23 protein-coding genes and 1 pseudogene are annotated in these 26384 nt (G+C 55.3%); 7 read left to right on the forward strand and 17 right to left on the reverse strand.

Translation table 11 applies throughout. The annotated features are described in order from the left end of the window. Window positions 1-200 precede the first annotated feature (200 nt). Complete coding sequence (locus C5O24_RS02505; protein WP_107681406.1) at window positions 201-944, reverse strand: hypothetical protein; 744 nt, start codon at window positions 942-944, stop codon at window positions 201-203. Window positions 945-946: 2 nt separating this feature from the next. Then, the gene (locus tag C5O24_RS14270) at window positions 947-1090 is read right to left on the reverse strand and encodes a hypothetical protein (protein ID WP_205961052.1); all 144 of its coding nucleotides are present in this window, start codon (window positions 1088-1090) and stop codon (window positions 947-949) included. 78 nt (window positions 1091-1168) lie between these two features. Between C5O24_RS14270 and C5O24_RS14275 the strand changes: the two genes are divergently transcribed. The 3 genes from C5O24_RS14275 (at window position 1169) to C5O24_RS02525 (ending at window position 2998) form a co-directional block, all read left to right on the forward strand. Beyond that, window positions 1169-1384 (forward strand): hypothetical protein, encoded by a 216-nt coding sequence (locus tag C5O24_RS14275; RefSeq protein WP_107035867.1) that lies wholly within the window; start codon window positions 1169-1171, stop codon window positions 1382-1384. 450 nt (window positions 1385-1834) lie between these two features. Beyond that, window positions 1835-2002 (forward strand): 4Fe-4S ferredoxin, encoded by a 168-nt coding sequence (gene fdxA, locus C5O24_RS02520; protein WP_107035868.1) that lies wholly within the window; start codon window positions 1835-1837, stop codon window positions 2000-2002. A 162-nt stretch (window positions 2003-2164) separates the two neighbouring features. After that, window positions 2165-2998, forward strand: a complete 834-nt coding sequence (locus C5O24_RS02525; protein WP_107681409.1) for a glycosyltransferase — start codon at window positions 2165-2167, stop codon at window positions 2996-2998. Window positions 2999-3029: 31 nt separating this feature from the next. Here the strand turns inward: C5O24_RS02525 and C5O24_RS02530 are convergent, their stop codons facing one another. The 12 genes from C5O24_RS02530 to C5O24_RS02585 all read right to left on the reverse strand — a co-directional run bounded on the left by C5O24_RS02530 (window position 3030) and on the right by C5O24_RS02585 (window position 14923). Then, entirely contained in the window at window positions 3030-3572 is a 543-nt protein-coding gene (locus tag C5O24_RS02530; RefSeq protein WP_107035870.1) for a 2-oxoacid:ferredoxin oxidoreductase subunit gamma family protein, read from the reverse strand. Next, window positions 3569-4342: a thiamine pyrophosphate-dependent enzyme gene (locus C5O24_RS02535; RefSeq protein WP_107035871.1), complete on the reverse strand. Its 774-nt coding sequence runs from the start codon at window positions 4340-4342 to the stop codon at window positions 3569-3571. The genes C5O24_RS02530 and C5O24_RS02535 overlap by 4 nt, the downstream gene beginning before the upstream one ends. A gap of 6 nt (window positions 4343-4348) precedes the next feature. Continuing rightward, the gene (locus tag C5O24_RS02540) at window positions 4349-5437 is read right to left on the reverse strand and encodes a 3-methyl-2-oxobutanoate dehydrogenase subunit VorB (RefSeq protein ID WP_107035942.1); all 1089 of its coding nucleotides are present in this window, start codon (window positions 5435-5437) and stop codon (window positions 4349-4351) included. 8 nt (window positions 5438-5445) lie between these two features. Beyond that, entirely contained in the window at window positions 5446-5679 is a 234-nt protein-coding gene (locus C5O24_RS02545; protein WP_107035872.1) for a 4Fe-4S dicluster domain-containing protein, read from the reverse strand. Window positions 5680-5807: 128 nt separating this feature from the next. Next, window positions 5808-8285, reverse strand: coding sequence for a bifunctional UDP-N-acetylmuramoyl-tripeptide:D-alanyl-D-alanine ligase/alanine racemase (locus C5O24_RS02550; protein WP_107035873.1), 2478 nt, complete (start codon window positions 8283-8285; stop codon window positions 5808-5810). Beyond that, window positions 8282-9256: a GSCFA domain-containing protein gene (locus C5O24_RS02555; RefSeq protein WP_107681410.1), complete on the reverse strand. Its 975-nt coding sequence runs from the start codon at window positions 9254-9256 to the stop codon at window positions 8282-8284. The genes C5O24_RS02550 and C5O24_RS02555 overlap by 4 nt, the downstream gene beginning before the upstream one ends. Before the next feature lie 118 nt (window positions 9257-9374). Further along, a complete protein-coding gene (locus C5O24_RS02560) occupies window positions 9375-9866 on the reverse strand; it encodes a very short patch repair endonuclease (RefSeq protein ID WP_107035875.1) in 492 nt (163 codons plus the stop codon). A 24-nt stretch (window positions 9867-9890) separates the two neighbouring features. After that, window positions 9891-10619, reverse strand: a complete 729-nt coding sequence (locus C5O24_RS02565; protein ID WP_107035876.1) for a hypothetical protein — start codon at window positions 10617-10619, stop codon at window positions 9891-9893. Continuing rightward, the gene (gene dcm, locus C5O24_RS02570) at window positions 10616-11842 is read right to left on the reverse strand and encodes a DNA (cytosine-5-)-methyltransferase (RefSeq protein ID WP_107035877.1); all 1227 of its coding nucleotides are present in this window, start codon (window positions 11840-11842) and stop codon (window positions 10616-10618) included. The genes C5O24_RS02565 and dcm overlap by 4 nt, the downstream gene beginning before the upstream one ends. Before the next feature lie 171 nt (window positions 11843-12013). Continuing rightward, window positions 12014-13990 (reverse strand): PorE family type IX secretion system protein, encoded by a 1977-nt coding sequence (porE, locus tag C5O24_RS02575; RefSeq protein WP_107681411.1) that lies wholly within the window; start codon window positions 13988-13990, stop codon window positions 12014-12016. 266 nt (window positions 13991-14256) lie between these two features. Further along, a complete protein-coding gene (locus tag C5O24_RS02580; protein ID WP_107035879.1) occupies window positions 14257-14625 on the reverse strand; it encodes a HepT-like ribonuclease domain-containing protein in 369 nt (122 codons plus the stop codon). Continuing rightward, window positions 14618-14923 carry a nucleotidyltransferase family protein gene (locus C5O24_RS02585; protein ID WP_107035880.1) on the reverse strand — a complete coding sequence of 102 codons (306 nt, stop codon included), beginning with the start codon at window positions 14921-14923 and terminating at the stop codon, window positions 14618-14620. The genes C5O24_RS02580 and C5O24_RS02585 overlap by 8 nt, the downstream gene beginning before the upstream one ends. Window positions 14924-15170: 247 nt before the next feature. Between C5O24_RS02585 and C5O24_RS02590 the strand changes: the two genes are divergently transcribed. The 3 genes from C5O24_RS02590 to queG are packed head-to-tail and all read left to right on the forward strand — an operon-like array spanning window position 15171 to window position 20233. Further along, complete coding sequence (locus tag C5O24_RS02590; RefSeq protein ID WP_161553772.1) at window positions 15171-18686, forward strand: glycosyltransferase family 117 protein; 3516 nt, start codon at window positions 15171-15173, stop codon at window positions 18684-18686. A gap of 4 nt (window positions 18687-18690) precedes the next feature. Next, window positions 18691-19311, forward strand: a complete 621-nt coding sequence (locus C5O24_RS02595; RefSeq protein ID WP_107035882.1) for a polysaccharide deacetylase family protein — start codon at window positions 18691-18693, stop codon at window positions 19309-19311. Next, window positions 19286-20233, forward strand: coding sequence for a tRNA epoxyqueuosine(34) reductase QueG (gene queG / locus C5O24_RS02600; protein ID WP_107035883.1), 948 nt, complete (start codon window positions 19286-19288; stop codon window positions 20231-20233). Before C5O24_RS02595 ends, queG begins: the two co-directional genes overlap by 26 nt. 256 nt (window positions 20234-20489) lie before the next feature. Here queG and C5O24_RS02605 read toward each other — a convergent pair whose 3' ends face one another. The 3 genes from C5O24_RS02605 to C5O24_RS02615 are packed head-to-tail and all read right to left on the reverse strand — an operon-like array spanning window position 20490 to window position 25515. Beyond that, window positions 20490-21212, reverse strand: coding sequence for a DUF4919 domain-containing protein (locus tag C5O24_RS02605; RefSeq protein ID WP_107035884.1), 723 nt, complete (start codon window positions 21210-21212; stop codon window positions 20490-20492). Then, window positions 21209-23260 (reverse strand): HD family phosphohydrolase, encoded by a 2052-nt coding sequence (locus tag C5O24_RS02610; protein WP_107035885.1) that lies wholly within the window; start codon window positions 23258-23260, stop codon window positions 21209-21211. Before C5O24_RS02610 ends, C5O24_RS02605 begins: the two co-directional genes overlap by 4 nt. Before the next feature lie 14 nt (window positions 23261-23274). After that, window positions 23275-25515: a RelA/SpoT family protein gene (locus C5O24_RS02615; protein WP_161953400.1), complete on the reverse strand. Its 2241-nt coding sequence runs from the start codon at window positions 25513-25515 to the stop codon at window positions 23275-23277. 246 nt (window positions 25516-25761) lie between these two features. On the opposite strand from C5O24_RS02615, the pseudogene C5O24_RS02620 reads away from it, so the two are divergent. Beyond that, window positions 25762-26384 (forward strand): annotated as a pseudogene (locus C5O24_RS02620) (polyribonucleotide nucleotidyltransferase); the annotation flags it as partial.

Genomic DNA, 26384 nt, shown 5'->3' on the forward strand with positions numbered 1-26384 from the left:
GATATGAACCATATCGTCAAACAGGAATGTCTGATGCCCAAATTAAAGGGCTGCAACGATCAGATGCTGCGTGTGCGGATACGCTATTTCAATACAAGTTCAAATAATATCTCTTCAATATAAGCTTAATCATACAATAGACAAAGACAGGCAACCTCGGCAGAGATGTTGGGGTTGCCTGCCTTACGATTAGAGTAATGCTATTTCTCCGTCGGATTGAAATATAGAAAGGTTTCTTCTATGTGTCGGGATTTTTCGAGCTGGCGGGTACGGTTCTTAATTGAATCCTGCTCATGTTGTGTGCCGACAGCAAAGATTTTTTCTCGTTGCAGTAAATCTTCCTGCTGCTTGTCTTCCCACCAGAGCCTTTCGTATCGGTAGAGCCATTCCACATCTTTTAGCTTTGAGTTTTCGTTGAACAGATAGAAGAAAGCGTAGCCGAAGCCTCCGGCGGCGAGAAGAAGGACTGCGAAGATGGCATAGACCCAATGCGGGGTTGCGCGCCACCATTGTCCCCATATTATGGACTGGGCCTTGTAGCGGAGGTCGTTCACCACGTTATAGAGCTTTTCACGCTCATCGGCAAACTCCCTGCGGCAACCCTCATGAAGAGCGTCCTTGACCTTGATCCCGAGATTGTCCGACAGCAGATCCGCAACGCCTTTCGACAGGCTGCTCGGAAGTTGCTCCATGACTTTTTTGAGAGTGTCGTCGGTCGAGGTTTCCGGCAGCTTTTCATCAAGCAGTTTGCCGACGCTTTCATTGGTCGCTATGTTGTCGGGCAATTTCACCGTTATCGGCCCTTGATTGACTGCTTGTGGCGGTGGCGTTGCCTTCGCATTGGTTTCGAGGGTCTCGATGCGAGTTGTGTGGTTGGTTACTGTCTTTTGCAGGTCGTCAATCTGCTCACCTTGTTTTTTGACGTCATCATAGAGTTTCGACATATTCAGATTTTTCTTGATTTGCGTTTACGTTTGGCTTCTTCTTTCTTGATGGCGTTTTGAAACGCCTGTTCCTCCGGGTCGAAGCCGGGGCCGAGAGTGAACAGATTTCCGATTGCTCCGACGGTGGCTTCAATCACATCTTCCACAAGTGAGGACTTCTGCGTCGGTGTATATTCGACTGTTACTTTGGGGCGCGTCGTAGTGTAATCAGACTGTTGTTGCCCATGTCTGCGATTGAAATCAAAGAGGTTGTTCACTACGCCACTCCCGAACGGCAATTATGGAGTGATTCCAACACCATCTACCGCAGCAGAAACTTCCATAGCATTGAGGGCGGATGGTCCAATGACAATTGGAATGTCAGGTTTACTGCTGCGAATATATTCAATAAGGGCTGGGTTGGGGCATCACTCATGATGAGCAGCGATTACTACTCCTAACATCGCATTAATTACGGAACGTATTTTCATCCCCGCTTGAATATTTCTGTCACTTATACGATCAACTATGGCAGGAAAGTCCAACGAGGCAATGAAGTCGGTCAACAGTCCGGTGCGTCATCCGGCATTCTGAAATGACACGCCTGTTTAATGGCGGAAGCGTTGTATGATCAATGAAACTGACTTATAGGCTCGTGAATATGCTTCCTTGGGCATTGAGTGCGGACATGATCGCGACTCCGGTTCAATCCAATTACGGGCTGTGTGGCATGTCTTCTTTGATTGTCGGGAGTCCCAACCGCTCAAACCTGCGGCCGCAGTGTGCGGTCGCCGTGAAGCCTCATGAGGAATTTTTCGCTAAACTCTTTGCAGATTTCGCGAAAAGGCCTACTTTTGCAGTCGAGAATCATCTATAAGAAACCATAATTAACCTATTAACCAATTACAACTATGGCTTACGTAATCACCGACAAATGCGTGGCATGCGGCACCTGCCTGCCCGTTTGCCCCGTGGAGGCTATCTCCGAGGGCGATATCTACCACATCGATCCCGACACCTGCATCGAGTGCGGCTCATGCGCTGAGGTTTGCCCCAACGAGGCTATCATTCCGGGCTAATTAGCCGTCAACGCGATCAAAACGGAAAGATAACTCCGGACAGCAAGGTGTCAAAACCTCTGTCCGGAGATTTTTTTGCCGTCACCGCTCTGCGGCGCGCCACCGGTCCTGATGGCCTTGACAGTTGATAGGAGTTTGTCGCTTGATTTTTGAGGATTGCTTATGATCGATCCGTCCGGGGTAATTCTTACGGCCTCTGTGGTCGTGCACCGCACTCCTGCATGGCAGCTGCAGGCTGTGCTCGGATCGTTGCGTGCCGACGGGGTGACATCGGTCAGTGTCGTCGACAATTCGCCCGACGACCGTTTGCGCGACGTGGCGTGCGGCTTTGAGGGAGTCAGCTATATCAGGGTGCCCAACCGCGGATATGGAGCCGCTCATAATGTGGCTATCCGTCGCTCGATGGCGTCGGGGGCTACACATCATCTGCTGCTCAACCCTGATGTCAGATGGGAGCCGGGAGTGGTGGAGCGATTGCTCGATGAGATGCGCCGCACGCCTCGGTGCGGCATGGTCGCGCCACGGATCGTCTATCCCGACGGACGGCTTCAGTACACCTGCCGTATGCTGCCGTCGCCCTTTGATCTGATACTTCGCCGCTTTGTCCCCTCATTCTTGTGGCAAGGCCGGCGTCAGCGCTATCTGCTTGCCGGCTGGGATCATGCGACGGCGCTCGACGTGCCCTATCTGCAGGGCAGCTTTATGCTCGCGGCCTGCGATGCTCTGCGTGAGGCGGGGCTCTTCGACGAGCGGTTCTTCATGTATCCCGAAGATATAGATCTGACCCGCCGCATCCACGTGCTTCGCCCCACGGTCTATTGTCCGGCAGCGACGGTGGTTCATGATCACGCCGCAGCATCGGCGCGGTCACTGCGTATGCTTGCAGTCCATGCCGTAAACATGATCAGATATTTCAACAAATGGGGGTGGGTGACCGACCGCGCAAGGCGTCAGGCCAACAGTCGGCTGCTTGACTCCATATCCGTCAGGCGCTGACAGGGAAGGGCAGCGTCCGCTTCGACCGGTGTCAGCTCTGGCCGACCAGCTCCATGCCGCGCACTATCGCGTCGCGGTTGTCGGGCAGCAGATGGTGGTGGCGTTCGGGCAATACCTTCTTCAGACCCGACATGACGCTTTCGAGCGGGACGAGATGTCTCACGGCGAGCAGTGCTCCGAGCACCACCATGTTGTAGGTCTTGGCGCTCTTCATGTCAAACGTCGCTTCCATCGCATCCACCCTCACCACGTTTATGTCGGTGCGCTGCGGAGCGCGGTGGATGCCGTAGGGATCATAGATCAGCGTGCCTCCGGGCTTCACCTTGCTCTCGAATTTGTCAAGGCTCTGCTGGTTGAGTATCACTGCCGTGTCGTAGCTGTCGAGCACAGGCGAACTGATGGGGGAGTCGCTCAACACCACGGTGACGTTGGCCGTGCCGCCGCGCTGTTCAGGGCCGTACGATGGCATCCATGTCACTTCCAGATTGTCCATCAGTCCGGCGTATGCCAGTATCTTGCCCATTGAGAGCACACCCTGGCCGCCGAATCCTGCTATGATTATCTCTTCTTTCATTTCTCTTGGTCGGTGGTTTTGAGATCGCCCGGAGGATAGAACGGAAACATATTGTCGACCATCCACCGGTTAGCCTTGTCGGGCGACATTTTCCAGCCGCTGTTGCAGGTGCTTACTATCTCTACCACGGAGGTGCCGCGGCCGTTCATCGAGTTCTCGAATGCCCGTCTGATAGCCGCCTTTGCCTTGCGCACCGTGGCCGGAGTGTGGACCGACTGGCGGGTGACGTAGCATGTGCCGGGCAGCTGTGCGAGCAGTTCGGTGATGCGGAGCGGATGACCGTTCAGATCCGCTCGCCGTCCGTAGGGGGTGGTCGAGGTCTTCATGCCCTCGAGTGTGGTCGGAGCCATCTGCCCACCGGTCATGCCGTAGATGGCGTTGTTGATGAATATGATGGCTATGTTCTCGCCGCGGTTGGCCGCATGGATGGTTTCGGCAGTGCCTATTGCGGCCAGATCGCCGTCACCCTGATAGGTGAACACGAGCCGGTCGGGATTAAGACGCTTGGCGGCGGTTGCCACGGCCGGGGCGCGTCCGTGAGCGGCCTCTATCCAGTCTATGTCGATATAATTGTAGGCAAACACCGCGCATCCCACAGGAGCTATGCCTATGGCTATGTGCTCGGCCTCCATCTCCTCGATCACCTCGGCCACCAGACGGTGTACCACCCCGTGGGAGCACCCGGGGCAGTAGTGCATGTTGTTGTCGTTGAGCAGGCGCGGCTTGGAGCACACCACGTTTTCAGCCCGCTTTATGTCGTCGGTATTCATGATTGCTTATCCTATCCTGCTTATGAAGTTTTTGAAAGCGTCGGTCACCTCAGCCGGACTGGGCACTATACCGCCGAGGCGGCCGAAGTGTTCCACCGGCACCCGGCCGGCTGTCGCCAGCCTGACGTCATCGATCATCTGTCCGGCGTTTAGTTCCACTACAAGCATCCCCTTGACGCGTTTCGACAGATCTTCAAGAGGCTTTTCCGGGAACGGCCATAGGGTGATCGGACGTATCAGACCCACGCGGATCCCTTCGGCGCGGGCATCGTCAATGGTCTTGGTGCATATCCGGGCCATCGATCCGAAAGCCACGAAGATATAGTCGGCGTCGTCGGTCAGATACTCTTCGTATCTCACTTCGTCGCGCCGTATGAGGTCGTAGGTGGCCTGATAGCGCCGGTTGTTGTCCTCCATCTTGTAGGAGTCAAGCTCGAGAGTCGTCATCACGTTGGGACCTCTGCCCTCGGGGCGTCCGGTGACGGCCCACGGGCACTGCTCGGCTATCTCGCTGGCGGTGCGGCGGCGCCGCTGTGGCGGCAACACCACCTTCTCCATCATCTGACCCACGATGCCGTCGGCCAGTATCATGGCCGGAGTGCGGTACTTGAAGGCCAGGTCAAAGCCGAGACCCACAAAGTCGGCCATCTCCTGCACGGTCGATGGCGCAAGCACTATGAAGTGGTAGTCGCCGTGACCTCCGCCGCGGACGGCCTGATGGTAGTCGGCCTGCGAGGGGTGGATGGTGCCGAGGCCGGGGCCTCCGCGCATCACGTTGACCACCAGTGCCGGCAGCTCTCCGGCAGCTATATACGACAGTCCCTCCTGCATCAGGCTGATGCCGGGGCTCGACGATGATGTCATGACGGCCTTGCCTGTGGCGGCACCGCCATATACCATATTGATGGAGGCCACTTCGCTCTCGGCCTGAAGCACCACCATTCCGGTGGTTTCCCACGGCATGAGAGCCTCAAGGGTTTCAAGCACCTCGCTCTGCGGGGTGATCGGATAGCCGAAATAGCCGTCGACGCCGTAGCGTACGGCAGCATGCGCTATCGCCTCGTTGCCCTTCATTAGCCTCACTTCTTCATCCATTGTCATGATCAGGATTGGTTCGTTACACGATACACGGTTATGCACCCGTCGGGGCATACCGTGGCGCAGGCCGCGCAGCCGATGCATGCCTCCGCCTTGTCGGCGTAGGCGTAATGATAGCCTCGGTTGTTGACCTCCTTGGGCTGCAGGCTGAGCACTGAGCAGGGGCATGCCACCACACACAGATCGCATCCCTTGCATCGCTCCATATTGATATCTACAGCTCCGATGAATTTTGCCATATTTATTGTTGTCTTGTCAATGACCGATACAAAAGTAACATTTTTTCTGCCAAAACGGCTACATTTAACAAAACCTTAACCAATGGCACAAATGGCCTTGTCGTGTGCCATATCGGCGGCATTGTCGCTTATTCGCGGTAGTAAATGCGCTTCACTCGGGTGCTTACGGATGTGAGCATCTCGTAGGGGATGGTGTCGAGCACGTCCGACAGATCCTCGACAGGCACATTGTCGCCGAAGATCTCCACCCGGTCCCCCACCTGACAGTCGGCGTCGGTGACGTCGATCATGCATGCGTCCATGCATATATTGCCTATCGACGGACAGCGGTGGCCGTTGATCCACACTCTCATGCCGCCGTTGCCGAGATGGCGGTCGATGCCGTCGGCATATCCCACCGGGATCGTGGCTATGCGCGAGCGGCGCGTGCACACTCCGCGGCAGCCGTAGCCTATGGTGGTGCCGGCAGGCCATTCGCGTATGGAGATGATGACGGTGCGCAGCGACGATACGGTGCGCAGACCTGCCGGTTCGCCGCCGGGCAGGGTGGCGACGCCATACAGTCCGATGCCGAGGCGCACCATGTCGTACTGGTGAGAGGGATACCGCGCTATGCCGGCCGAGTTGAGTATGTGGCGCATGATGTAGTGGCTGAAGGCACTCTGTATCTGCGCGCACATGCTGTCAAACAGTTTCAGCTGTCCTTCGGTATAGGAGTTGAGATGAGGGCAGTCGGCCGTGGCCAGATGCGAGAACAACGAGTGGGGACGCACCACCTTCTGGCGACGCAGCAGGTCGATCAGCTCGGGGATCTCCTCGGGTATGAAGCCAAGGCGGTGCATTCCGGTGTCGAGCTTGATATGTACCGGGAAATCGGTGATGCCGCATTTCTCACCTTCGCGGATTATTTCGCGAAGTATGCCGAAGGAGTACACCTCCGGTTCTAGCCGATAGGCAAACATCGTCTTGTAGTTGGCCACGTGAGGGTTCATCACCATTACCGGCATGGTGATGCCGGCCTCGCGCAGTTCCACGCCCTCGTCGAGCACAGCCACGGCCATATATGCCGCGCCCTGCGCCTGGAGTGTCTTGGCCAGTTCGTAGGAGCCGGCTCCGTAGCCTGAGGCCTTGACCATGCATATTATACCGGTGGTGGGGCGGAGCATCGAGCGGTAGAGGTTGAAGTTGGATACCAGAGCGTCGAGATTTACCTCCAGTACGGTTTCGTGCTGACGGGCCTCGAGCATCTCGGCAATCATTTCGAAATGAAAACGCGAGGCGCCTTTGACGAGCACCAGCTCGCGGTCGAAGTCGTCGGCCGACATCTCCGAGAGCATCACCGAGGTCGAAGGGAAGAAGCGGGAGTCGGCTGGAAAATAGCGGGAGTTGGCCGAGATCTCTTCGCCGACGCCTATCACGCGATCCACTCCGCGCTGTGTCAGCAGTCGGGCCACCTCGCGGTAGAGGCGTTGCGGCTCGAGGGTTTCGTGCATCACGTCAGAGATTATCGCAGTGACGGATCGCCGGCCGGTGCGCCTCCTGTTCAGAAAGTCGAGTGCCGGCTGCAGGGAGTTGAGATCGGAGGTGTAGGCGTCATATATCACGAGGCAGTCGTTCACGCCCTCCTTCACCTCCATTCGCGTGGCCACCGGCGCAAGCTGTGATATCCGCGAGGCGGTGATGTCGGCCGGGCGGTTGAGATACAGCATCAGCGCCAGACAGTGGATGGCGTTCTGTATGTCGGCGTCGGAAGTGAACGGTATCGTCACAGAGCCGTCGGTGCGCAGATAGGAGAAGTCAATGTCGGTCGTTTCGCGGTGGCGTCGTATGGCCGATATGAACAGCGGCCGGTCGCTGTCGCGTGTCGACCATGCGATCTCTTTGGCCGGTATGCAGGCCTCGCTGACGGCTTCGCTGATCACCCGGTCATCGCCGTTGTAGATGATCACGTCGCAGTCGCGCATCAATATCACCTTTTCGTCGCATTTCGTGCGCAGCGAAGTGAATCCGTCGGCATGCTCCGGCCCGATGTTGGTGATTATGCCTATGTTGGGCTTGATGATGCCTTGCAGGGCGGTCATCTCGTCGGGGAGCGATATGCCGGCCTCGAAGATGGCCATGGTGGTGTCGGTGTCGAGTTCCCATATCGACAGGGGCACTCCGATCTGGGAGTTGTAGCTGCGCGGCGATCTGACTATCGAGTAGTCCGACGACAGCAGTTGATAGAGCCACTCCTTGACGGTGGTCTTGCCGCGGGAGCCGGTGATGCCCACCACCGGTATGTCAAACCGGCTGCGGTGGGCGCGGGCAAGATCCTGAAGGGCGCGTGTGACGCTCGGCACGAGCAATATCACGGCGTCAGTTGCCGAGGCCATGTCGTCGGGAATGTGCCGCGCCACGAAGTGTCTCACCCCGCGGTCGTACAGATCGCGCATATAGCGGTGCCCGTCGTTGTTGCGGGTGCGTATGGCGAAGAATATCGACTGATCCGGATAGGTCAGCGATCGGCTGTCGGTGAGCAGTATCGAGATTTCATGGTCGGGGTCGGCCGGGGAGGGGAGCGATGCATGGATAGTTTCGGCTATCCGCGATATCTTGTAGTTCATATATTGGGTATGACGTTTCGGAGGTATGGGTGTGATTCGGCCAGTTCGCGGGCCATGGCGGCGGTCGCGGCGGTGAATGCCGCGTCGGGCTGTCCGGTCAGCGGACGATGGGCGAGGCGCCGTGTCAGCCGCAGACATCGTTCGCTGAGCGATGCGGTGTCAGAGGTGAAAAACGATTCTGCGAAAAGCCCGAACACATAGTCGGCGGCCTGACTGGTGGGGTGGCGCATGTCTGTGTCGTAAAACCGGTAGTCGCGAAGGTCGTCGATCACGGCCTCGAACGCCGGAAAGTATATGGCCGGGGCGTCAGGCCTGTCGAGCCGCGCTATCGCCTCTTCGGCGGCGAGCATCAGGGTTGACTTGGATAGCTGGTTGCCGTGATGTCCGTCGGCAGCGTGGCGGATAGGGCTTACGGAAAGTATCACCGTCAGGCCGGGAGATGCGCTGCGCATCGATTCGCATGCCTCGGTGATCAGTCGCGCGCTCTCGTCGACATTCAGCATCCGGCGTTCGAATAGTTCCGAGGACAGTTTATGGCAGTTGGCCACAGTCTCACCGGTGGAGCGCAGGGCGAACACCCATGCGGTGCCAAGGGTCACGATGGCCACGCGGCTCTGGCGCAGTGCCTCTGACGCTTTGGCAAGATGCCGGTTGAACTGTGTTGCGGCCTCCTCGGCCGTTCCTTCAAAGGATAGCAGTTTGTGGCATAGCCATGAACGCCAGCGGCGCTCGTGGCAGAACAGCTCGTCGGGAGTGAACTCCGTTCCGCCGCTTATCCGGCGCGCTGCGGCGGCTATCGAGGCAGGATTGTAGAGAGTGCCGAAAGGGTTGGCTGTCACGGCAAACAGACGGTCGGAGAGCCGTCGCGCCACGGCGTCGGCAAAGCATGAGCCGAGCGTCACCACAGGAGTGCGGTGGTCTACAATCCCCTGATGTCTTAAGGGGGCTACTGGAGTGCGGAATTGCATCATGCTGCCGTCGGAGGGTATAATGTGTCGGCAAAGTTACAAAATCTCCCGTTTATTCCCCACCAAAATCTCTCCGCCCTGCCTTCGTGTGGTGTTTGTATGCGATCAATAGTATCCATGACTAATCGTCAGACCCATAAATTGCAGCATTTTCAGCTGCCATGATTGTATGAGGAGCGGTCGTGTCATATTCAACTGCTTTCTGATGAAGCATCCTGACAAGATTTGCAAGAGTATTCTCGCGTATGTCTGATTTTAGTTCGCATTCCCAAATGGTGATGACGCGCCAACCTTTGCTTTTGAGTTTTGTGATGTTTTCAGCATCACGCTCGACATTTCTGCGTACTTTAGCGGTCCAGTAGGAGGTGTTGGATTTAGGCACAGTATAATGGCGGCATCCTTTATGACCATGCCAAAAGCAGCCGTTTATGAAAACTATAGTCTGGTATTTTCGCAGGACAATATCAGGATGTCCCGGCAGTTTTTGATTATGAAGCCCGTATCTGAAACCATTAGCGTGGAGATACTTGCGGACAATCATTTCAGGTTTTGTGTCGGTAGATCTAATGGAAGACATGACCTGGCTTCGTTTCTCTTTTGAGAAAACATCCATGGTTTTTATGTTTGACTAAACTTGTTAAAGGATCTCGACCCATTCGCGGTTGTAACCGAGATGATCAAGAATGTCGTCTTCTGAAATCTTTTCGGGATGTTTGATTTTGAATTTTATAGAATTTGATGGTATTTCACAGTCTATGGTGAACTGCGACCCGTGTGGTTGCCATGTGAATTTTTTTAGACCGGATTTTTCTTCTACGCCTATTAAATTCCCATTTTTATTTTCTTCCCAAATGTAGTTGGCGATATTGTAATGTTCGAGATACTCTTCGAAAAAAGTGAATTCTTTCAAGGATTCGTCACGCACTAAAACGCCGACTCTCGCTGCATTGTAATGTGCGAGTGTTATATCAACTCTGCTATTCCAAATGGCGAGAACTGCTTCTCCCGTCTTTTGGATGTCGGCATGCGGATCCTCGATGCCGTATGAATAATCAGGGGAGCATCGTCCGCTAATAAGCCGCACTTTCTTGGCTGTAAGAGGATGAGCCGTTTTAACAGTTTTCATTGACCATGCTGTTTTCCCTTTGACAACATCCGCGATCCCAAGAGGGCTATTAAGATGTTTGCCGTCAATAGCCTTTGAGAATATGTCGCCCCAGTCTTCTCCAGTGATATCCTTTCGGCCCGTATATATGATGAATACTATGGAACCGCCGACCTTGACAATGATATCGCTAGGAATATCTCCTATGCCATAGCAACTGTCCATCAGACGATTTGAGTCTCTTAATTTCGGTCTTCTCATAATAGGTCAATGATTTTTTTCGCAACCGCTCTTATCATGGGTACGGCAACAGAATTGCCGGTTTGTCTTCTAATCTCAGAGTGGGATACAGTTATTAAAAATGCTTCAGGAAACCCCTGAAAGCGTAGTAGTTCCTTTGAAGATGGGCGGCGGTATCCATTTATCAACAGATAATTATATGACGCTCCGGTTCTCAGGGCACAAGCGTAAGGCAAAACAGAAATGTTACCTGATTTGTTTTCATGCCAAACCGATGGATAGAACACGTTCTTACCCCGTACGCGATTTAATCGTTTTTTACGTATTTCTTCTGATGCGAACAGTGCAGGATCTACTGTTTCGTCATTTTCTAGGATGTTGTTCAGGTCGTATGGTGTCTTTTCAAAGGTGAAATTGAATTTGTCCGATTTCTGTTTGTCAAGAAATCCAACTATAATGATTCGTTCACGTTTTTGAGGAAGTCCAAAATCGAGAGCATTCAGAATTTTCCATTGGACGTGGTATCCCAGTTCATCTAGGGTTTTCAGAATTGTTGCAAGCGTACGGCCTTGGTCATGACCGGCTAGATTTTTAACGTTTTCAAGCAAGAATGCTTTTGGTCTATGATATTTCAATATTCTTGCAACTTCAAAAAACATAGTGCCTCTGGTGTCCTCAAAGCCTCGCATTTTGCCAATGATTGAGAACGCCTGGCATGGAAATCCCGCTAACAAAATATCATGAGAGGGAATGAAGTCTTCTCCAATTTTTGTAATGTCACCAAAAGGGATGTCGCCATAATTAGTGATATAAGTTTTCTGTGCATTTTTATCCCACTCGGAAGAAAATACACATCTACCACCTAATTCACTAAAGGGCAATCTAATGCCTCCAATGCCGGCAAATAGATCGATAAATTTGAACTTTTGTTCGTGATCGTGGAACGGAGCCTTGTCAAGCGACGAAAACAAGTCATATTGTACCGTAGGGTCGGCGGCGATAAGTGATTCAGAATCGTATGCAAAACGATCCTCTTCCGTAGTGAAGTCGTTGATCCGTTTTTGGATGATTGATTTCTGTTGTTTATTTAGTATGTCAAAATTGTTACGCAAATGAGCCAAGAGAGCTTTTCTTTCATAAGAATGTTCAGTTTTAAGGTCTGATGCGCAATTGTCGTTGCCAGCTCTCCTATCGGTTAGGCAGGAGATGGTGTCGCGGAGAATAGGTGGTTTATACTCGTTCATTATGCTGCATTAGCTCTAAATGAAGGTGAAGGAAATAATAGCGTATTCCGTCTTTTTCAATCGTGCAAATTTACACATAAACTGCGGAATTCTCTGTACGGATAATATAAAAAGGTCAAAATAGAAATAAATTTGAGTCGTAAATTTGAATCGTAGGATTGTTTCAGGCGGTCAGAAGGAGAAGTCGGTCGAGGTGACGCGGAATTCGGTGCGGCGGTTGATCTGGTCGGCGGCGTCGCGGTCTTCGTCCGACAGGGTGGCGATAAAGGCTTCGTCGAGCACCGTTCCTTCGGCAAACTGCGGATAGAGGCGGTTGATGCGGCGGGTCACCTTCTTGGGTTGTGATTTGCCGTAGCCGTGCCACGACAGCCGGCTCGGATCGATCCCGGCGCCGATGAGGTAGTCGGTCACCGATTTTGCTCTTCGTTCCGAGAGTCTGACGTTGTAGGCGTCTGATCCCACGCGGTCGGTGTGCGATCCCATCTCCACGTTTATGCCCGGATTCTCCTGAAGGGTCTTGACGAGTGCGTCGAGTGCTTCGGTCGACTCAGGGCGTAGCGTGGCTTTGTCGAAGTCGTAGAAGATGTTTTCCACAACATTGGGCCGTGTCAGCGAGGCCAGCATGAAATCCACGGCATAGTCGGCGTCGGCGGCCGCCGTGTCCGATTCGAATTCCTGGCGGGCGTTGAGATAGCCGTTGGCGCCGGCGAGCATGGCGTAGCGCACTCCGCGGTCGAGCGGGAAGCTGAATGATCCGTCGTCGCGTGTGACGGCGCGGCGGTTGCTGCCGTCGTCGCCCACGATCTTGACTGTCGCTCCCGCTATCGGTTCCTCCTCAAGATCGGTGACATATCCCGATATGTTGATCTTCAGATCGGGCAGTTCGAATGAATAGATGTGGTCATATCCGCGTGCGTCGCCTCTCGATGTGCTGAAAAAGCCCGCTTCGCGCCCCGGCTCGAATGTCATGCCGAAGTCATCGGCTTCGGAGTTGAGCGGCACTCCCATGTTGCGTACGCTCCACACCCCTGAGGGCTGTAGACGCGCCATGAACAGGTCGAGTCCACCCATGCCGGGGTGTCCGTCTGACGAAAAATACATAAGGCTGTCGGTGCGCATCACCGGAAACATCTCTCTTCCCGGCGTGTTTATCGCCATGCCGAGATTTTCGGGGACGGCTCCCGCGCTGTTGAGTTCTATGCGCCAGATGTCGGTCTGCCCGATGCTGCCGGGACGGTCCGATACGAAGTAAAGATAACGCCCCGACGGATCTATGGCCGGATGCCCGTAGCTGTAGACTGTATCGGTTATCAAGTCGATCGGACGCGCTTCGCTCCATGACGCTTCCGAGCGGGTCGAAGTGCATATCATGGCGGGGGAGTCGGCCTGCGGATTTTTCGAGGCGCGTGTCAGATACATGGTGCGTCCGTCGGGCGAGAATGCTATGACCCCTTCGTCGCCCTCGGTATTGAGCGCTCCTTCGGCCGGAAGGGGACGCTGCCATCGCCCCTGCTCGTCCTTGTCCGCCACCCAGATATCGCAGCGTTTAGTGCCGGTCACTTCACTCCGCGATGTGCCGGTCACCTTCTCGTTTGTTGTCGTGAAGTAGAGGCGGCCCTCGGAGTCGAGCACGGGCGAGAAGTCGGCTCTGCGCGAATTGAACAGTTTCTGCTGCTTGACTATGTAGCGAGTGGGCATGGCTTTCATCCGTGCGGCCTGTCGCGCTCCGCTCAGCCCTGACTGTGCCTCGGCGTCGCGTGGGTTTGACGCCAGATACTGGCTGTAGGCGTCGATGGCTTCCGGGTATTTGCCCGACGCATGCAGCATCGTGGCCATGCGCAGCAGGGCTATGGAGTCGGGATAGCCGTAGCGCAGGGCGTTGCGGTAGGCTGCGGCGGCGCGGCCGGCGCGGCCGAGCCTGCGGTCGGCCTCGGCCATCTTGAATGCCACCTCGCCCCGCAGAGGTCTGTCGGCCGGGCGTTTGAGCTTGTTGTATATCTTGCGGTACGATGCCGAGGCGTCGAAATATTCGCCGCGCTCCATCTGTGCGTCGGCGGTGGCGAGTTTCGGGCCTCGGCACCCCGGTGCGATGACCGCGAGTGTGGCGGCCACGATGGCTGTAAGCGCTGTCAGGAGGATTCTGTTCATCAGTTGTTCAACGCTTGTTCGGTCAAAACATTGTGTCGTGATGGATAAAAATCCGGAACCCGCCTTTCGGACTGACAGGCGGATCCGGATGATGGGCTGCGGGAAAAAACTCGGTTTTTCAAACCCGAAGACTGAGTTCTTCAAACGAAGCGCTAATTTTGCACTTGCCAGTTGAACCTGCGTCTCAATCTAAAGTTAGCAATTTTCATTGGATTGTGCAAGCACTTCCAAGAAAAGAAAGCGGATAAACATATTTTTTCAAGTGTTTACTGTCCTATCGTTTCAGGCGATATTCCATATTCGGCAATGATTCTCTCCACATCTTTTTTGAGTTCGGGAATATGGCGTATAACCAAACTCCACAGAAATTCAGGTTTCACAGAATCGTAGCCATGTATTATGCGGTTGCGTGTGTCAATCACAGCTTTTGCATTTGGCAATGGAAAATCACGTTGGATTTTCAGAATACGGTTTATGGCTTCTCCCATTATCTCCACTTTTCTTTCAACGGCACTTCTGCGTAGATAGTCCTTTTCAAAGACATCATAACGCATAGGATAGCCTACAGAATAGCTTTCGACTTCTTCAATGGCTCGCTTGACATCGTAGATATAAACGGCTATATAATCATCCATATATCAACTGTTTTTTCTTATCAACCAATGCCTTGAAGATTGGATTGAGGTTTTTACCGTACTCTATCAAGTCCACTTTACGATTGAACAACTGTTCCAATGAATCCTTTAAGTCGAAGTAGTTGCCGACATAATCAAACGTGTCATGGTCTATCGGCTCAAAATCCACAAGTAAGTCCACATCGCTTTGGTCGTTGAATCTATCTGTGAGGATAGAGCCAAAGACAGAAAGGGTCTTGACCTTATGCTTACGGCACAAGTCCAAGATACGTTGCAGATTCAGTTCAATCAGTTTCATATAGGCAAATTTAGCGATTATTTCTGATATAGAAGCGCTTGAATATGAAAAATCGTTGAAAATTAGTGTTTCAGGTCAAATTTCAAAATAATGGTACATTTTCTGAATGAAATATAAACATTTTTTGAGAGTTACTTATTGCGCGAATGTCGGGCGAAATGGCTAACTTTGCACCCTGCCCGGCGTTTGCGGCTTCATGAGGTCATGAGGACGCATGTCGGGCCGACGTTATCACCAGTCCAACGCAATGAAACGCTACAACATCATCAACAATTCGCTCGGATGGCTATGCTTTGTGGTGGCCGCCCTGACCTACATCCTGACGCTTGAGCCTACGGCCAGTTTCTGGGATTGTCCTGAATTCATACTTCAGGCATTCAAACTCGAAGTCGGTCACCCGCCGGGCAACCCGATATTCATGCTCGCCGGCCGCTTTTTCGTGAATTTCGCCGGAGGCGACATCTCTAAGGTGGCCTACTGTGTCAATCTCATGTCGGCGCTGCTTTCGGCCGGCACGATATTGCTGCTCTTCTGGACAGTAACCCATCTTGTCAAACGGTTGACCGTGCGCGACGACGCCACCGAAGTCAGCCCCCTCAAGATGATCGTGATCTTCGGCTCGGGTCTGTGCGCGGCGCTCGTCTACACCTGGAGCGACACATTCTGGTTCTCGGCTGTCGAGGGCGAGGTCTATGCGTTCTCGTCGTTCTGCACGGCACTGGTGTTCTGGCTCATCCTCAAGTGGGAAAACCGGGCCGATCAGCCGCATTCCGACCGCTATCTCATACTCATAGCCTACGTCATCGGCATATCCATCGCAGTGCATCTGCTCAACCTGCTCTGCATCCCCGCCATAGTGCTGGTGGTCTACTACCGCAAGTGGCGCGACACCTCGGCCAAGGGATCGTTGCTGGCGCTCCTCGTGTCGTGTGCCATCGTGGCGCTGATCCTCTACGGCCTTGTTCCCGGATTTATCGAGATCGCGCAGTATTTCGAGCTGTTCTGCGTCAATCTGCTCGGATGGAGCTTCAATATGGGCACTCTGGCCTATACGGTCATATTCATCGGAGTGTTCTGCTGGGCCATCCGTGAGCTTTACGCGCAGCGGTCGGCCACACGCATCCGCATATCGTTCCTTCTCGCCATTACGCTCTCGGGCATGCTGTTTATCGGCGACAATCTGTGGGTGGCTCTGATCCTGACGGCCGCTCTCGCATTGTGGCTCTTCAAGACAAGCAAGCTGCCGGTTAGGGTGCTCAACCTCGTGGCGATATCCACTCTGGTGATATTTGTCGGCTACAGCTCCTACGCGCTGCTGCTCATCCGCTCGTCGGCACATACGCCGATGAATCAGAATGCGCCCGACAACCTGTTCTCTCTCGCCTCCTACCTCAACCGCGAACAGTATGGCGACCGTCCGCTCTTCTACGGCGCTACGCTCAATTCGTCGCCCGTCTACGAGGTGTCGGGACAGCAGACCAATCCTATCATCAAGGAGGGACCGGCGCTATATGCCAAAAAGGTGAAGACTTCGCCCGACGAACCCGACGAGTATATCATGACCGGACACAAGAAGTCCTATGAAATGACTCCGGAATTGAATATGCTCTTCCCCCGTATCTACAGCTCCGACCCGTCACACAAACAGGCCTACGCCGACTGGATCGGATTCCGGGGCAAACCGGTGAATGCCACCCTCTATGTCGACAAGGAGGGCAATCCCATGCAGCAGACCATGCAGCTCAAGCCCACGATGGCCGAAAATCTCGACTTCTTCCTCGTATATCAGCTCAATCACATGTACTGGCGCTACTTCATGTGGAACTTTGCCGGACGACAGAACGACATACAGGGCAACGGCGAGGTGAACCGCGGCAACTGGATATCGGGAATACCCTTTATCGACAATGCGCGTCTCGGCGACCAGAGTCTGCTTCCGGCCGACCAGGGCAGCGAAAACAAGGGTCACAACGTTTTCTATATGCTCCCGCTGCTTCTCGGCATCATCGGCATAGGCTGGCAGGCTTTCGTGTCGAAGCGAGGCATCGAGCAGTTCTGGGTGGTGTTCTTCCTCTTCTTCATGACAGGTATCGCCATCGTGCTTTATCTCAATCAGACTCCCGGACAGCCCCGCGAACGCGACTATGCCTTTGCCGGTTCGTTCTATGCCTTCTCTATCTGGGTGGGAATGGGAGTGGTAGGCTTGTGGCGTCTGATCATGCTTGCTCTGCGCGGCAAGCATGGTGCGGCACAGGCCGCCGGCGACGGTGAGGCGGGCATATACCCCGCCGAGGAACAGCCCGGAAAGCTCCGTTCGCGCTCCATGGCTGCGGCTGTGGTGGCTGCGGCTGTCGGTCTGCTGGTGCCGTTGCAGATGGTGTCGCAGACATGGGACGACCACGACCGCTCGGGCCGATACACCACCCGCGACTTCGGCAACAACTACCTCAACAGTCTTGACGAAAACGCCATAGTGTTCACCAACGGCGACAACGATACATTCCCCCTCTGGTATGCCCAGGAGGTGGAGGGTACGCGCACCGACGTCAAGGTGGTCAATCTGTCATATCTCACCACCGACTGGTATGTCGATCAGGTGCGCCGTCCCTCCTATGAGGCTCCCGGCATCGACATGCAGGCGCGTCCGGCCGACTATGCCTACGACCGTCTGCAGTTCGCTTACTTCCTCGACAACGATACGATCCCGGTCGATGCTCTCGCGTCGCTCCGTCAGATCTACTCGCCCGAATCGCGTCAGAATTCGTGGGGACTTCCGATCGTGAAGCATCCCAATATGTACGTGCCCGTCGACACCGCCGCGCTTGTGGCTGCCGGCCGCATCACTCCGCAGGAGGCTCTGGTGGCCGACGCCGTGATACCTGTCAATCTGCTCTCCGACCCTCACGCGCCGGGAGAGCGCGGCATGACACTGAGCAAGACCATCGCGCTCGACATGATAGCCACTTCGGCGGCCAACGGCTGGAATCGTCCGGTCTACTTCGCCATGACCGTCCCCGAACGTTATTATATGGGACTCTCGCCATATATGCGCAACAACGGTCTGGCCTACGAGGTGGGACCGCTCCGAAATTCGTCCGACGCTCCGTCGGTCAACACCGAGAAGATGTATCGCAACGTCACTGAGCGATGGGCATGGGGCGGACTCGACAAACTGAAGGACGCCGACGACATTTATCTTGACGAAACGGTGCGACGCATGGTGACAACACACCGCACCGCGATGCTTGATCTCGTGACAGCTCTCATCAACGAGGGTATTGACGCGCGTCGCACATTCGACCGCGACTCGGCGATGCTAACCGTCCTGCAGTCCAACGAACTGCGGCGTATCACCACCGATTCCTACCAGCGTGCGCGCACGGTGCTCGATCTCATGCGCGAGAAACTCCCCGCAGAGGTCATGCCCTATGCCGTGCAGGTGGGCAAGCAGGCCGGCGATCTGTATCTTAATCTCGGAGAACTCACCGGCAACAAGTCCGACACCGAGAAGGGACTGCAGATTATCCGCGACGAGATCATGCGCTTCGCCGACAACATCGTCTATTATCAGAGCCTGTCGCCCTGGCAGTATTCCACACTCCCTTACTCCGACCGCTACACTGATCAGCGCTACTTCCTCGACCTCATACAGAGCTATCTCTACGGAGGAGGCGACGTAGAGACTCTTGAGAAGGAGATCTCGGCAAAGGGAGTAGACCTCGAACGACAGTTCCGCTTCAATTCCGCCCAGAAGGGACAATAAGCCGATGGGACTCATCGAACAGCCGCCGTTGCTCTACCGCCTCCTTTTTCCGGAGGCGGTGTGGAGGCTCAACCGCCGCAGACGAAGGGTTGTCTATCTGACTTTCGACGACGGGCCGATACCGGAGGTCACTCCCTGGGTGCTCGACCTGCTTGATGCCGAAGGGATCAAGGCCACATTCTTCATGGTCGGCGACAACGTGCGCCGCTATCCAGAGGTGTTCGAGGAGGTGAAGCGACGTGGCCACAGCTACGGAAATCATACGATGCATCATCTGCAGGGATTCAAGGTGACGTCTATGACCTATATGCGCGACATAACCGAGGCCGACAGGCTGATCGACAGCCACCTCTTCCGCCCGCCCCACGGCATCATCCGATGGCGTCAGGCCAAGGCTATCAAAAGCCGCTACAACATCATCATGTATGATCTTGTCACGCGCGACTATTCGAAGCGGTTGCGACCCAATCAGGTGTTCGACAATGTGCGCCGCTACGCACGCCCCGGATCCATCATAGTCTTTCATGACTCGCTCAAGGCCGAGCACAATATGAAAGCGGCTCTTCCGCTTGCCATAAAGTGGCTGAAAAACGAAGGATATGAATTCGATGTCCTCCCGATGTGATGTGCCCGGACATGCCGACCTCGAAGGGCTTATGTCGCAGTCGGGCGCATATCGTTTCGGCATAGCGGCTGTAGAGCCGGTCGACGGACGGTCGGCAGCAGCCTACGACCAGTGGATCGCGGCCGGATGCCACGATACGATGGACTATCTCGACCGCTATGCCGACGTGCGCCGCGATCCCTCGCTGCTGCTTGAAGGTGCGCGCTCCATGATTGTCGCCGCTTTCCCTTATGCCGCCCCGGTGTTGCCCGGAGAGGGAAAACTCCGTTTTGCGGCCTATGCGCTCGGCGACGACTATCACGAGGTGTTGCGTCGACGGCTCGAAGGTGCTGCCGAAGTTCTGCGTCAGCGATGGGGAGGGCTGACGCGGGTATGCGTCGATACGGCTCCGCTGCGTGAGCGATACTGGGCCGTCAGGGCCGGACTCGGTTTTATCGGGCTGAACTGTCAGCTTATACTTCCGGGAGCGGGATCCTACTTCTTTATCGGCACGATACTCTCTACCGTCGACATGACGCCCGACGCTCCTTGCCGCCTTTCGTGTGCCGGATGCCGCCGCTGTGTGGTATATTGCCCCGGACAGGCGCTCGACGGCAATCCGTCGCACCCCTCGCTCGACGCGCGCCGCTGTCTGTCGTGCCTCACGATTGAGCACCGCGGGCCGTTGCCTTCCGGTGTCAGGCTCGGCCGGCGGGTCTATGGCTGTGACACGTGCCAGATAGCATGCCCCCACAACCGTATGGCCGATCCGGTCAGACCGTTGCCTGAGTTTGAGCCGCGGCCCGAACTGCTTGAGCTGACGCGCGACGATCTGCTGTCGATGGATCAGCAGCGCTTCTCGACCCTGTTCCGTCATTCGGCCATAAAAAGAGCCAAGCTCGCCGGACTGCAGCGCAATGCCTTATCCGTCGAGCCTGACTGATTATTGTATCAGGGCAGCTTCGGGAGTACGGTTCATCGCCACACTATAGATAGTGTCGGTGAAACTCATCAGGACATGATATTCATTGCCAACGCTCCACAGAGAAGGTGCCGGCGACAGGTAAAGACCTGATTTCCCTGCTGGTAAAAGGCTGTGCCGCCGACCTGAGAGTGGGGTATAAAGCCGTTGAATCTACTTAATGTCACGTTGTCAAAGGGAAGAAACGGTGTTTGTGACGGATTCTCGGCGCTGACTATTATTCCTCCACGGGATATTTGCGGTAATATTCTTCCAGTATGGTGGCTATGTTGAAATAATATGTGGCGGTGGATCCGTCGGGCTTGCGGGCTGTGATCAGCTCGTAGAACGGCTCGAAAAACAGGTGTTTCTCGGCCACGAGTCCCATGGCGTTCAGCAGCACGTATTCATGCTCCGGCGATATGACTATCCATGAGTTCTCCTCGTCGGCGCCTGTGCCCGACGATACTATCGCCATGAGTATATAGTCGAGCTTGTATTGCCATATTTTGGCAAGATTGCGTTTCCCCTTGGTTTTCAGCGCCGATATGAGGTTCATCATGTGGCGCAGGTCGAAAGGATTGTTTTCGAGTGCCTTCTCGGAGTATTTGATCACGGAGTCACACTCGCCGCGGGTCCATTCGCGGCGGTTTATCAGGTTTTCGGCGGCAGGCTCGAAGGCTTTCGGACGGTAGGGGTTGTAATCCTCCTGAAACATATATCCGAAATAGAGATGCCTGAACTTGTCGAGCTTCATCAGGGTGTCGTTTCTCATATACTCCTTCATCAGCCGCGGGTAGTAGTATGGCGAGTGACGGTCGTATGTGGCCTTCTGTATGGCTTCGAGGTCAGGGGTTTCGGTGGTGAATTTCGTTTCGTTCGCGCCGGGTTGCGAGGCTCCTGCGGCTATTGCTGTCAGCAGGGCGGCTGCGGCGATTATGAGGGTGCGAAGGTGTTTCATTTGACGAGTTCGGGATAAGAGATCCGTGAATGGTACATGGTGCGCAGGCGCGACGCGAACGTTTCCTTGATGATGTTTACGTCGCGGAACGACAGAGGGGAGTCGTCGTGCAGACCTTCGGCGATCTGGCCGTCGATGATGCGGTTGACAAGCGCCGAGATAGCTTCCGGAGTGTGCTCGCTCAGGCTGCGCGACGCCGCCTCTATGGCGTCGGCCATCATCAGTATCGATGTCTCGCGCGAACGCGGGTTGGGGCCCGGGTAGGTGAAAAGATCCTCGTCGGGAGTCTCGTCGGGATGCTCGTTGCACCATGTGTTGTAGAAATACCGGGCTTTGCCGCGTCCGTGATGCTCGGAGATGAAGCTGCGTATGACGGCCGGCAGCTTCTCTTTCTCGGCACGGCGCAGTCCGTCGGCCACATGGCCTATCACTATCCGTGCGCTCTGGGGGGCCGACAGGGAGTCGTGGGGGTTGACCCCGTGCTGGTTCTCGGTGAAGAATGCGGGATTGTCGATCTTGCCTATGTCGTGGTATAGTGCTCCGGCTCTGACAAGGGTCACGTTGGCGCCTATGCGGCTTGCGGCCGCCGATGCGAGGTTGCTCACGGCCATGGAGTGCTGGAATGTGCCCGGACACTCCTCGGAGAGTTCGCGCAGTGTCGGGTTGTTGATGTCCGACAGCTCCACGAGGGTCACTTTTGAGGTGAAGCCAAACAGCTTTTCAAGAATGAATATGACGATGTAGGCAAACGAGATCAGCACGGCGTTGACGCCCAGAAAGCCTATGGCGCGTAGCGATACGCTCTCAAGAGTGCCGTTGTGGATCAGCTCGATGGCTGTGTACGACAGGGCGTAGGCCACGAAGATCAGCATCGCCGTGCGTATGAGTTGTGACCGGCGCGACAGCTCTTTGGTCGATGTGATGGCCACCACTCCCGCGATGAACTGCAGAAACACGAATTCAAGCGTCGAAGGAGCCACGAGGGTGGTGAGCAGCACTGCCGTCAGATGTGAGTAGAAGGCCGTGCGTGAATCGAGAAACACCACCAGCACCAGCGGTATGATCGCGAACGGCATCATGTACAGCCCGGAATTCAGTGCGCGGCTCATGGCGAATGCAAACAGGGTGAACGCCACAAGCAGCGACATCGTCATCAGCATCGTCCGACGCGAAGCATAGTAATCGGGGCGGAAAAAGAACATGAATCCGTAGAGTGCGCCGTAGAGAAGCATGACGAACAACACCTGACCCATAACCGGATAATAGTCGTAGCGGTCGGTGCCTATGCCTCGCTGGCTCAGCAGGTCTTCATAGGTGTTGAGCAGGGTGTAGAGCCGGGGAGTGACTATGACTCCGCGGTCTATGATGCGTTCTCCCTTCTGCACCACTCCCACCGGTGCCATGGCGCGCTGCATCATGTCGTCGTGCAGACGTGCCGTTTCGAGGCTGTCCACCACGATGTTGGGCACTATCAGCTCGGCTATCCGGGCTGCGGATATCGCCGAACGGTGGCGGTCCTCCTGAAGAGCGCTGTCGAGCCGGGCGTAGGCGCGGCGAGGCGACAGATAGCCCGATGTGGATATGGATATCGCCACATTGTCGTGTATCAGGCGTGCGCGCGGCAGACGCCCTGCGGCAATGGCTTCATAGAGTGTGGTTTCCACTACGCCTTTCTCGTAGATCCCTTTCACCTTGGCCAGGATGGCATTTCGTTCCAGTGGCGACAGTGTGATGTGGGTATCCGGCGAGTTGAGGCGACCGGCAAACGAGGCTATCACATTCTTCTCCGTGTTCAGATCGCGTTTCAGAGCCGGCTCGAATCCGGCCTCAAGGCTGTCGCGCAGCTGCCGGGCGCTGACCGAGTCGAGATATACGGGTATGTCAAACGGTGCCGTCAGCAGCGAGTACGACCATGGGCGGTTGACTTCATAGGAGTAGTGCCGTCCGTCGGAGCGCGGAAGGAAATATACGGTGAGAAACACTGCGGCGGCAAACACTCCCCACCGCAGCCATTGCGACAGTCTGTCGGATGTATCGTTAGTTTTCATGTTTCGTGATATGCTCAGTCGGGGGTATCGGCTACACGCGCAGCGTTCTGCACTCCCTTTATCTTTTTAATTTTCTGACACAGTTCGCCTACTACCTGCGTGTCGCTCACCAGTACTGTCAGCGAGCAGGCAAACACCTCTTTGTCGGTGTCGATATGCAGGCTGCGTATGTCGATGTTGAGCTGGTTGGAGATCATCTGGGTGAGCTCCTGCAATATGCCGTGGCGGTCAACCCCCTCTATGCGTATCTCGGCGAGAAATTTCTGTTTCACCTGTTCCCACTCTGTGCTGACTATGCGCGGGCCGTAGGCGGCCTTGAGAGCCTGGGCGCGGGGGCATGTCAGAGAATGGAGTTCCACCTGTCCGCGGTCGTTGACATATCCCATCACGTCGTCGCCGGGGATGGGATGGCAGCAGTCCGACAGCACGTAGTTGCGCTCCGTGTCAGTGCATCGCAGGGCGTATGTCTTCTTGACATTGACCTTCTCCGGGGTCACGGTCACGATCTGCGGCTGCTGCGTCCGCTTTATCCTGAAAAGCTTGGAGAGCAGCGACTGCTCGGTCTTGGGCGACTCCTTGAGAATGTAGCGCGAAAGGTCGATGCTCCCTTGTCCGAGCTTCATGTACAGAGCCTCGCGCGAGGGCAGGTGATAGTAGGCGAGCATCTTGGTGACTATCTCGTTGGTCGCCTCCACCTCGCGCTCCTTGAAATATTGGTCGAAAATCGCCTTGCCGCTGTCTATCACAGGCTGCTGCACCTTGCGCAGGGCCGCTTTGAGCCGTGTGCGCCCCTTGGCTGTGGCCAGGAAGGGAAGCCACTCCTCCTTGGGAGTCTGGCTCTGCGAGGTCAGCACCTCCACTTGGTCGCCCGACTGCAGGCGGTGACTGAGAGGCACCAGCTTATGGTTCACCTTGCCGGCTATGCAATGGGTGCCTATCTCCGAATGCAGCTCGAAAGCCACGTCAAGCACCGATGAGTCGGCCGGCATCGTTATCACCCGGCCTTTTGGTGTGAATACGGCTATCTCTGAGGCGAAGAGATTCATTTTCAGAGTGTCGAGGAAGTCTATGGCGTTGGGGTTCGGATCGTCGAGTATGTCCTTGATTGTGCGCAGCCACTCGTTGAGCTCGCTCTCCTCGTCGCTCTCGCCGCTCTTGTATTTCCAGTGGGCGGCAAACCCTTTTTCGGCTATCTCGTCCATGCGCCGCGAGCGTATCTGCACCTCCACCCAGTTGCCGTCAGGACCCATCACCGTCAGATGCAGTGCCTGATAGCCGTTGGCCTTGGGTATGCTCACCCAGTCGCGGGTACGGTCGGGGTGCAGCCGGTATAGGTCGGTTATAGCCGAATAGATGCTCCAGCATATCCCTTTCTCCTGCGATGGGTCGTCGCAGTCAAATATGATGCGCATCGCGTAGAGGTCGTAGATCTCCTCAAACGGCACATGTTTCGTCTCCATCTTGCGCCAGATCGAGTAGACCGATTTCAGCCGCGCCTTGGCCTCATACCGCAGGTTCATCTTGTCGAGAGCCGCAAGGATCGGGGTTGCGAAGTCGTTGTAGACCGCCGACCGGCGCGCCTCCGACTGACGGATCAGTTCCGAGATGCGCTCGTAGGCCTTCGGATGCTCATATTTGAAACTCAGATCCTCCAGCTCGGTCTTGATCTCGAAGAGTCCGAGCCTGTGGGCGAGCGGGGCGTAGATATACAGCGTCTCGCCGGCGATCTTATACTGCTTGGCCGGAGCCATGGAGCCGAGAGTGCGCATGTTGTGCAGCCGGTCGGCCATCTTGATCAGCACCACCCTTATGTCCTCGCTCATGGTCAGAAGCAGCTTGCGGAAGTTCTCGGCCTGCGCCGACGCCTGTTCGCCGAATATGCCTCCCGATATCTTTGTCAGCCCCGCCACTATCTGGGCTATCTTGGACCCGAACAGGCGCTCGATGTCCTCCACCGTATAGTCGGTGTCCTCCACCACGTCGTGGAGCAGGGCGGCGCATATCGATGTGGAGCCGAGCCCTATCTCCTGGCTGGCGATCTTCGCCACAGCTATTGGGTGGAGTATGTAAGGCTCGCCCGAACGGCGGCGTATTCCGCCGTGGGCTTTTTTCGCGAAGCGGAAGGCGCGCTCTATGATCTCCACTTTCTTGCGGTGGTTGCTTTTGAGATAGCCCTGAAGCACGTCCTGAAACTCGTTTTCTATCAGGCGTTCTTCCTCTTCGGGGGTCATATTGTATTGCTTGTCTGGCTCCATGGTTAAAGGTGGTTTGCGGCCGGGCAATGTTACCCAATCACAAAATTACATTTTTTTCGTCAAACACGCAACACGCCGTCCCCACTCCTGTAGCCTGATACGATACGCAATAATGACTGACCGGCTTATGTGTAATGCATAAAAATACTAAAACTCGGGAAAATGGGCGGTATGTCAATATTTTTTGCTATCTTTGCGTGATTTTTGCAGATATGACTTTGAAGCAATAGAAATTAAGAATCCGATATGTTAAATCCAATCAAGAAAACCATCGCCCTGCCCGACGGTCGTGAGATCACCCTCGAAACAGGCAAGCTTGCCAAGCAGGCCGATGGAGCGGTAGAGCTGCGCATGGGCAACACCATGCTCCTCGCCACTGTCGTTTCCGCTAAGGAGGCCGGCGAAGGAGTCGACTTTATGCCCCTTCAGGTAGAGTATAAAGAAAAATATGCATCGTTCGGTCGTTATCCCGGCGGATTCCTCAAGCGTGAGGGTCGCGCTTCCGACTACGAGATACTCACCTCGCGCCTCGTCGACCGTGTGCTCCGTCCGCTGTTCCCCGACAACTATCACGCCGACACATTCGTCAACATCACTCTCTATTCGACCGACGGCGTGGATATTCCCGACGCTCTCGCCGGACTCGCGGCATCGGCGGCAATCGCAGTCAGCGACGTGCCCTTCAACGGACCTATTTCCGAAGTGCGTGTGGCACGTGTCGACGGACAGTTTGTCATCGACCCCACATTCGACCAGCTTGAAAAGGCCGATATGGAGCTGATGGTAGGCGCTACCTACGACAATATCATGATGGTGGAGGGAGAGATGGATGAAGTGTCGGAAACCGACCTTCTCAACGCTCTCAAGGC

Source organism: Paramuribaculum intestinale (assembly GCF_003024925.1).
Lineage (GTDB): Bacteria > Bacteroidota > Bacteroidia > Bacteroidales > Muribaculaceae > Paramuribaculum > Paramuribaculum intestinale.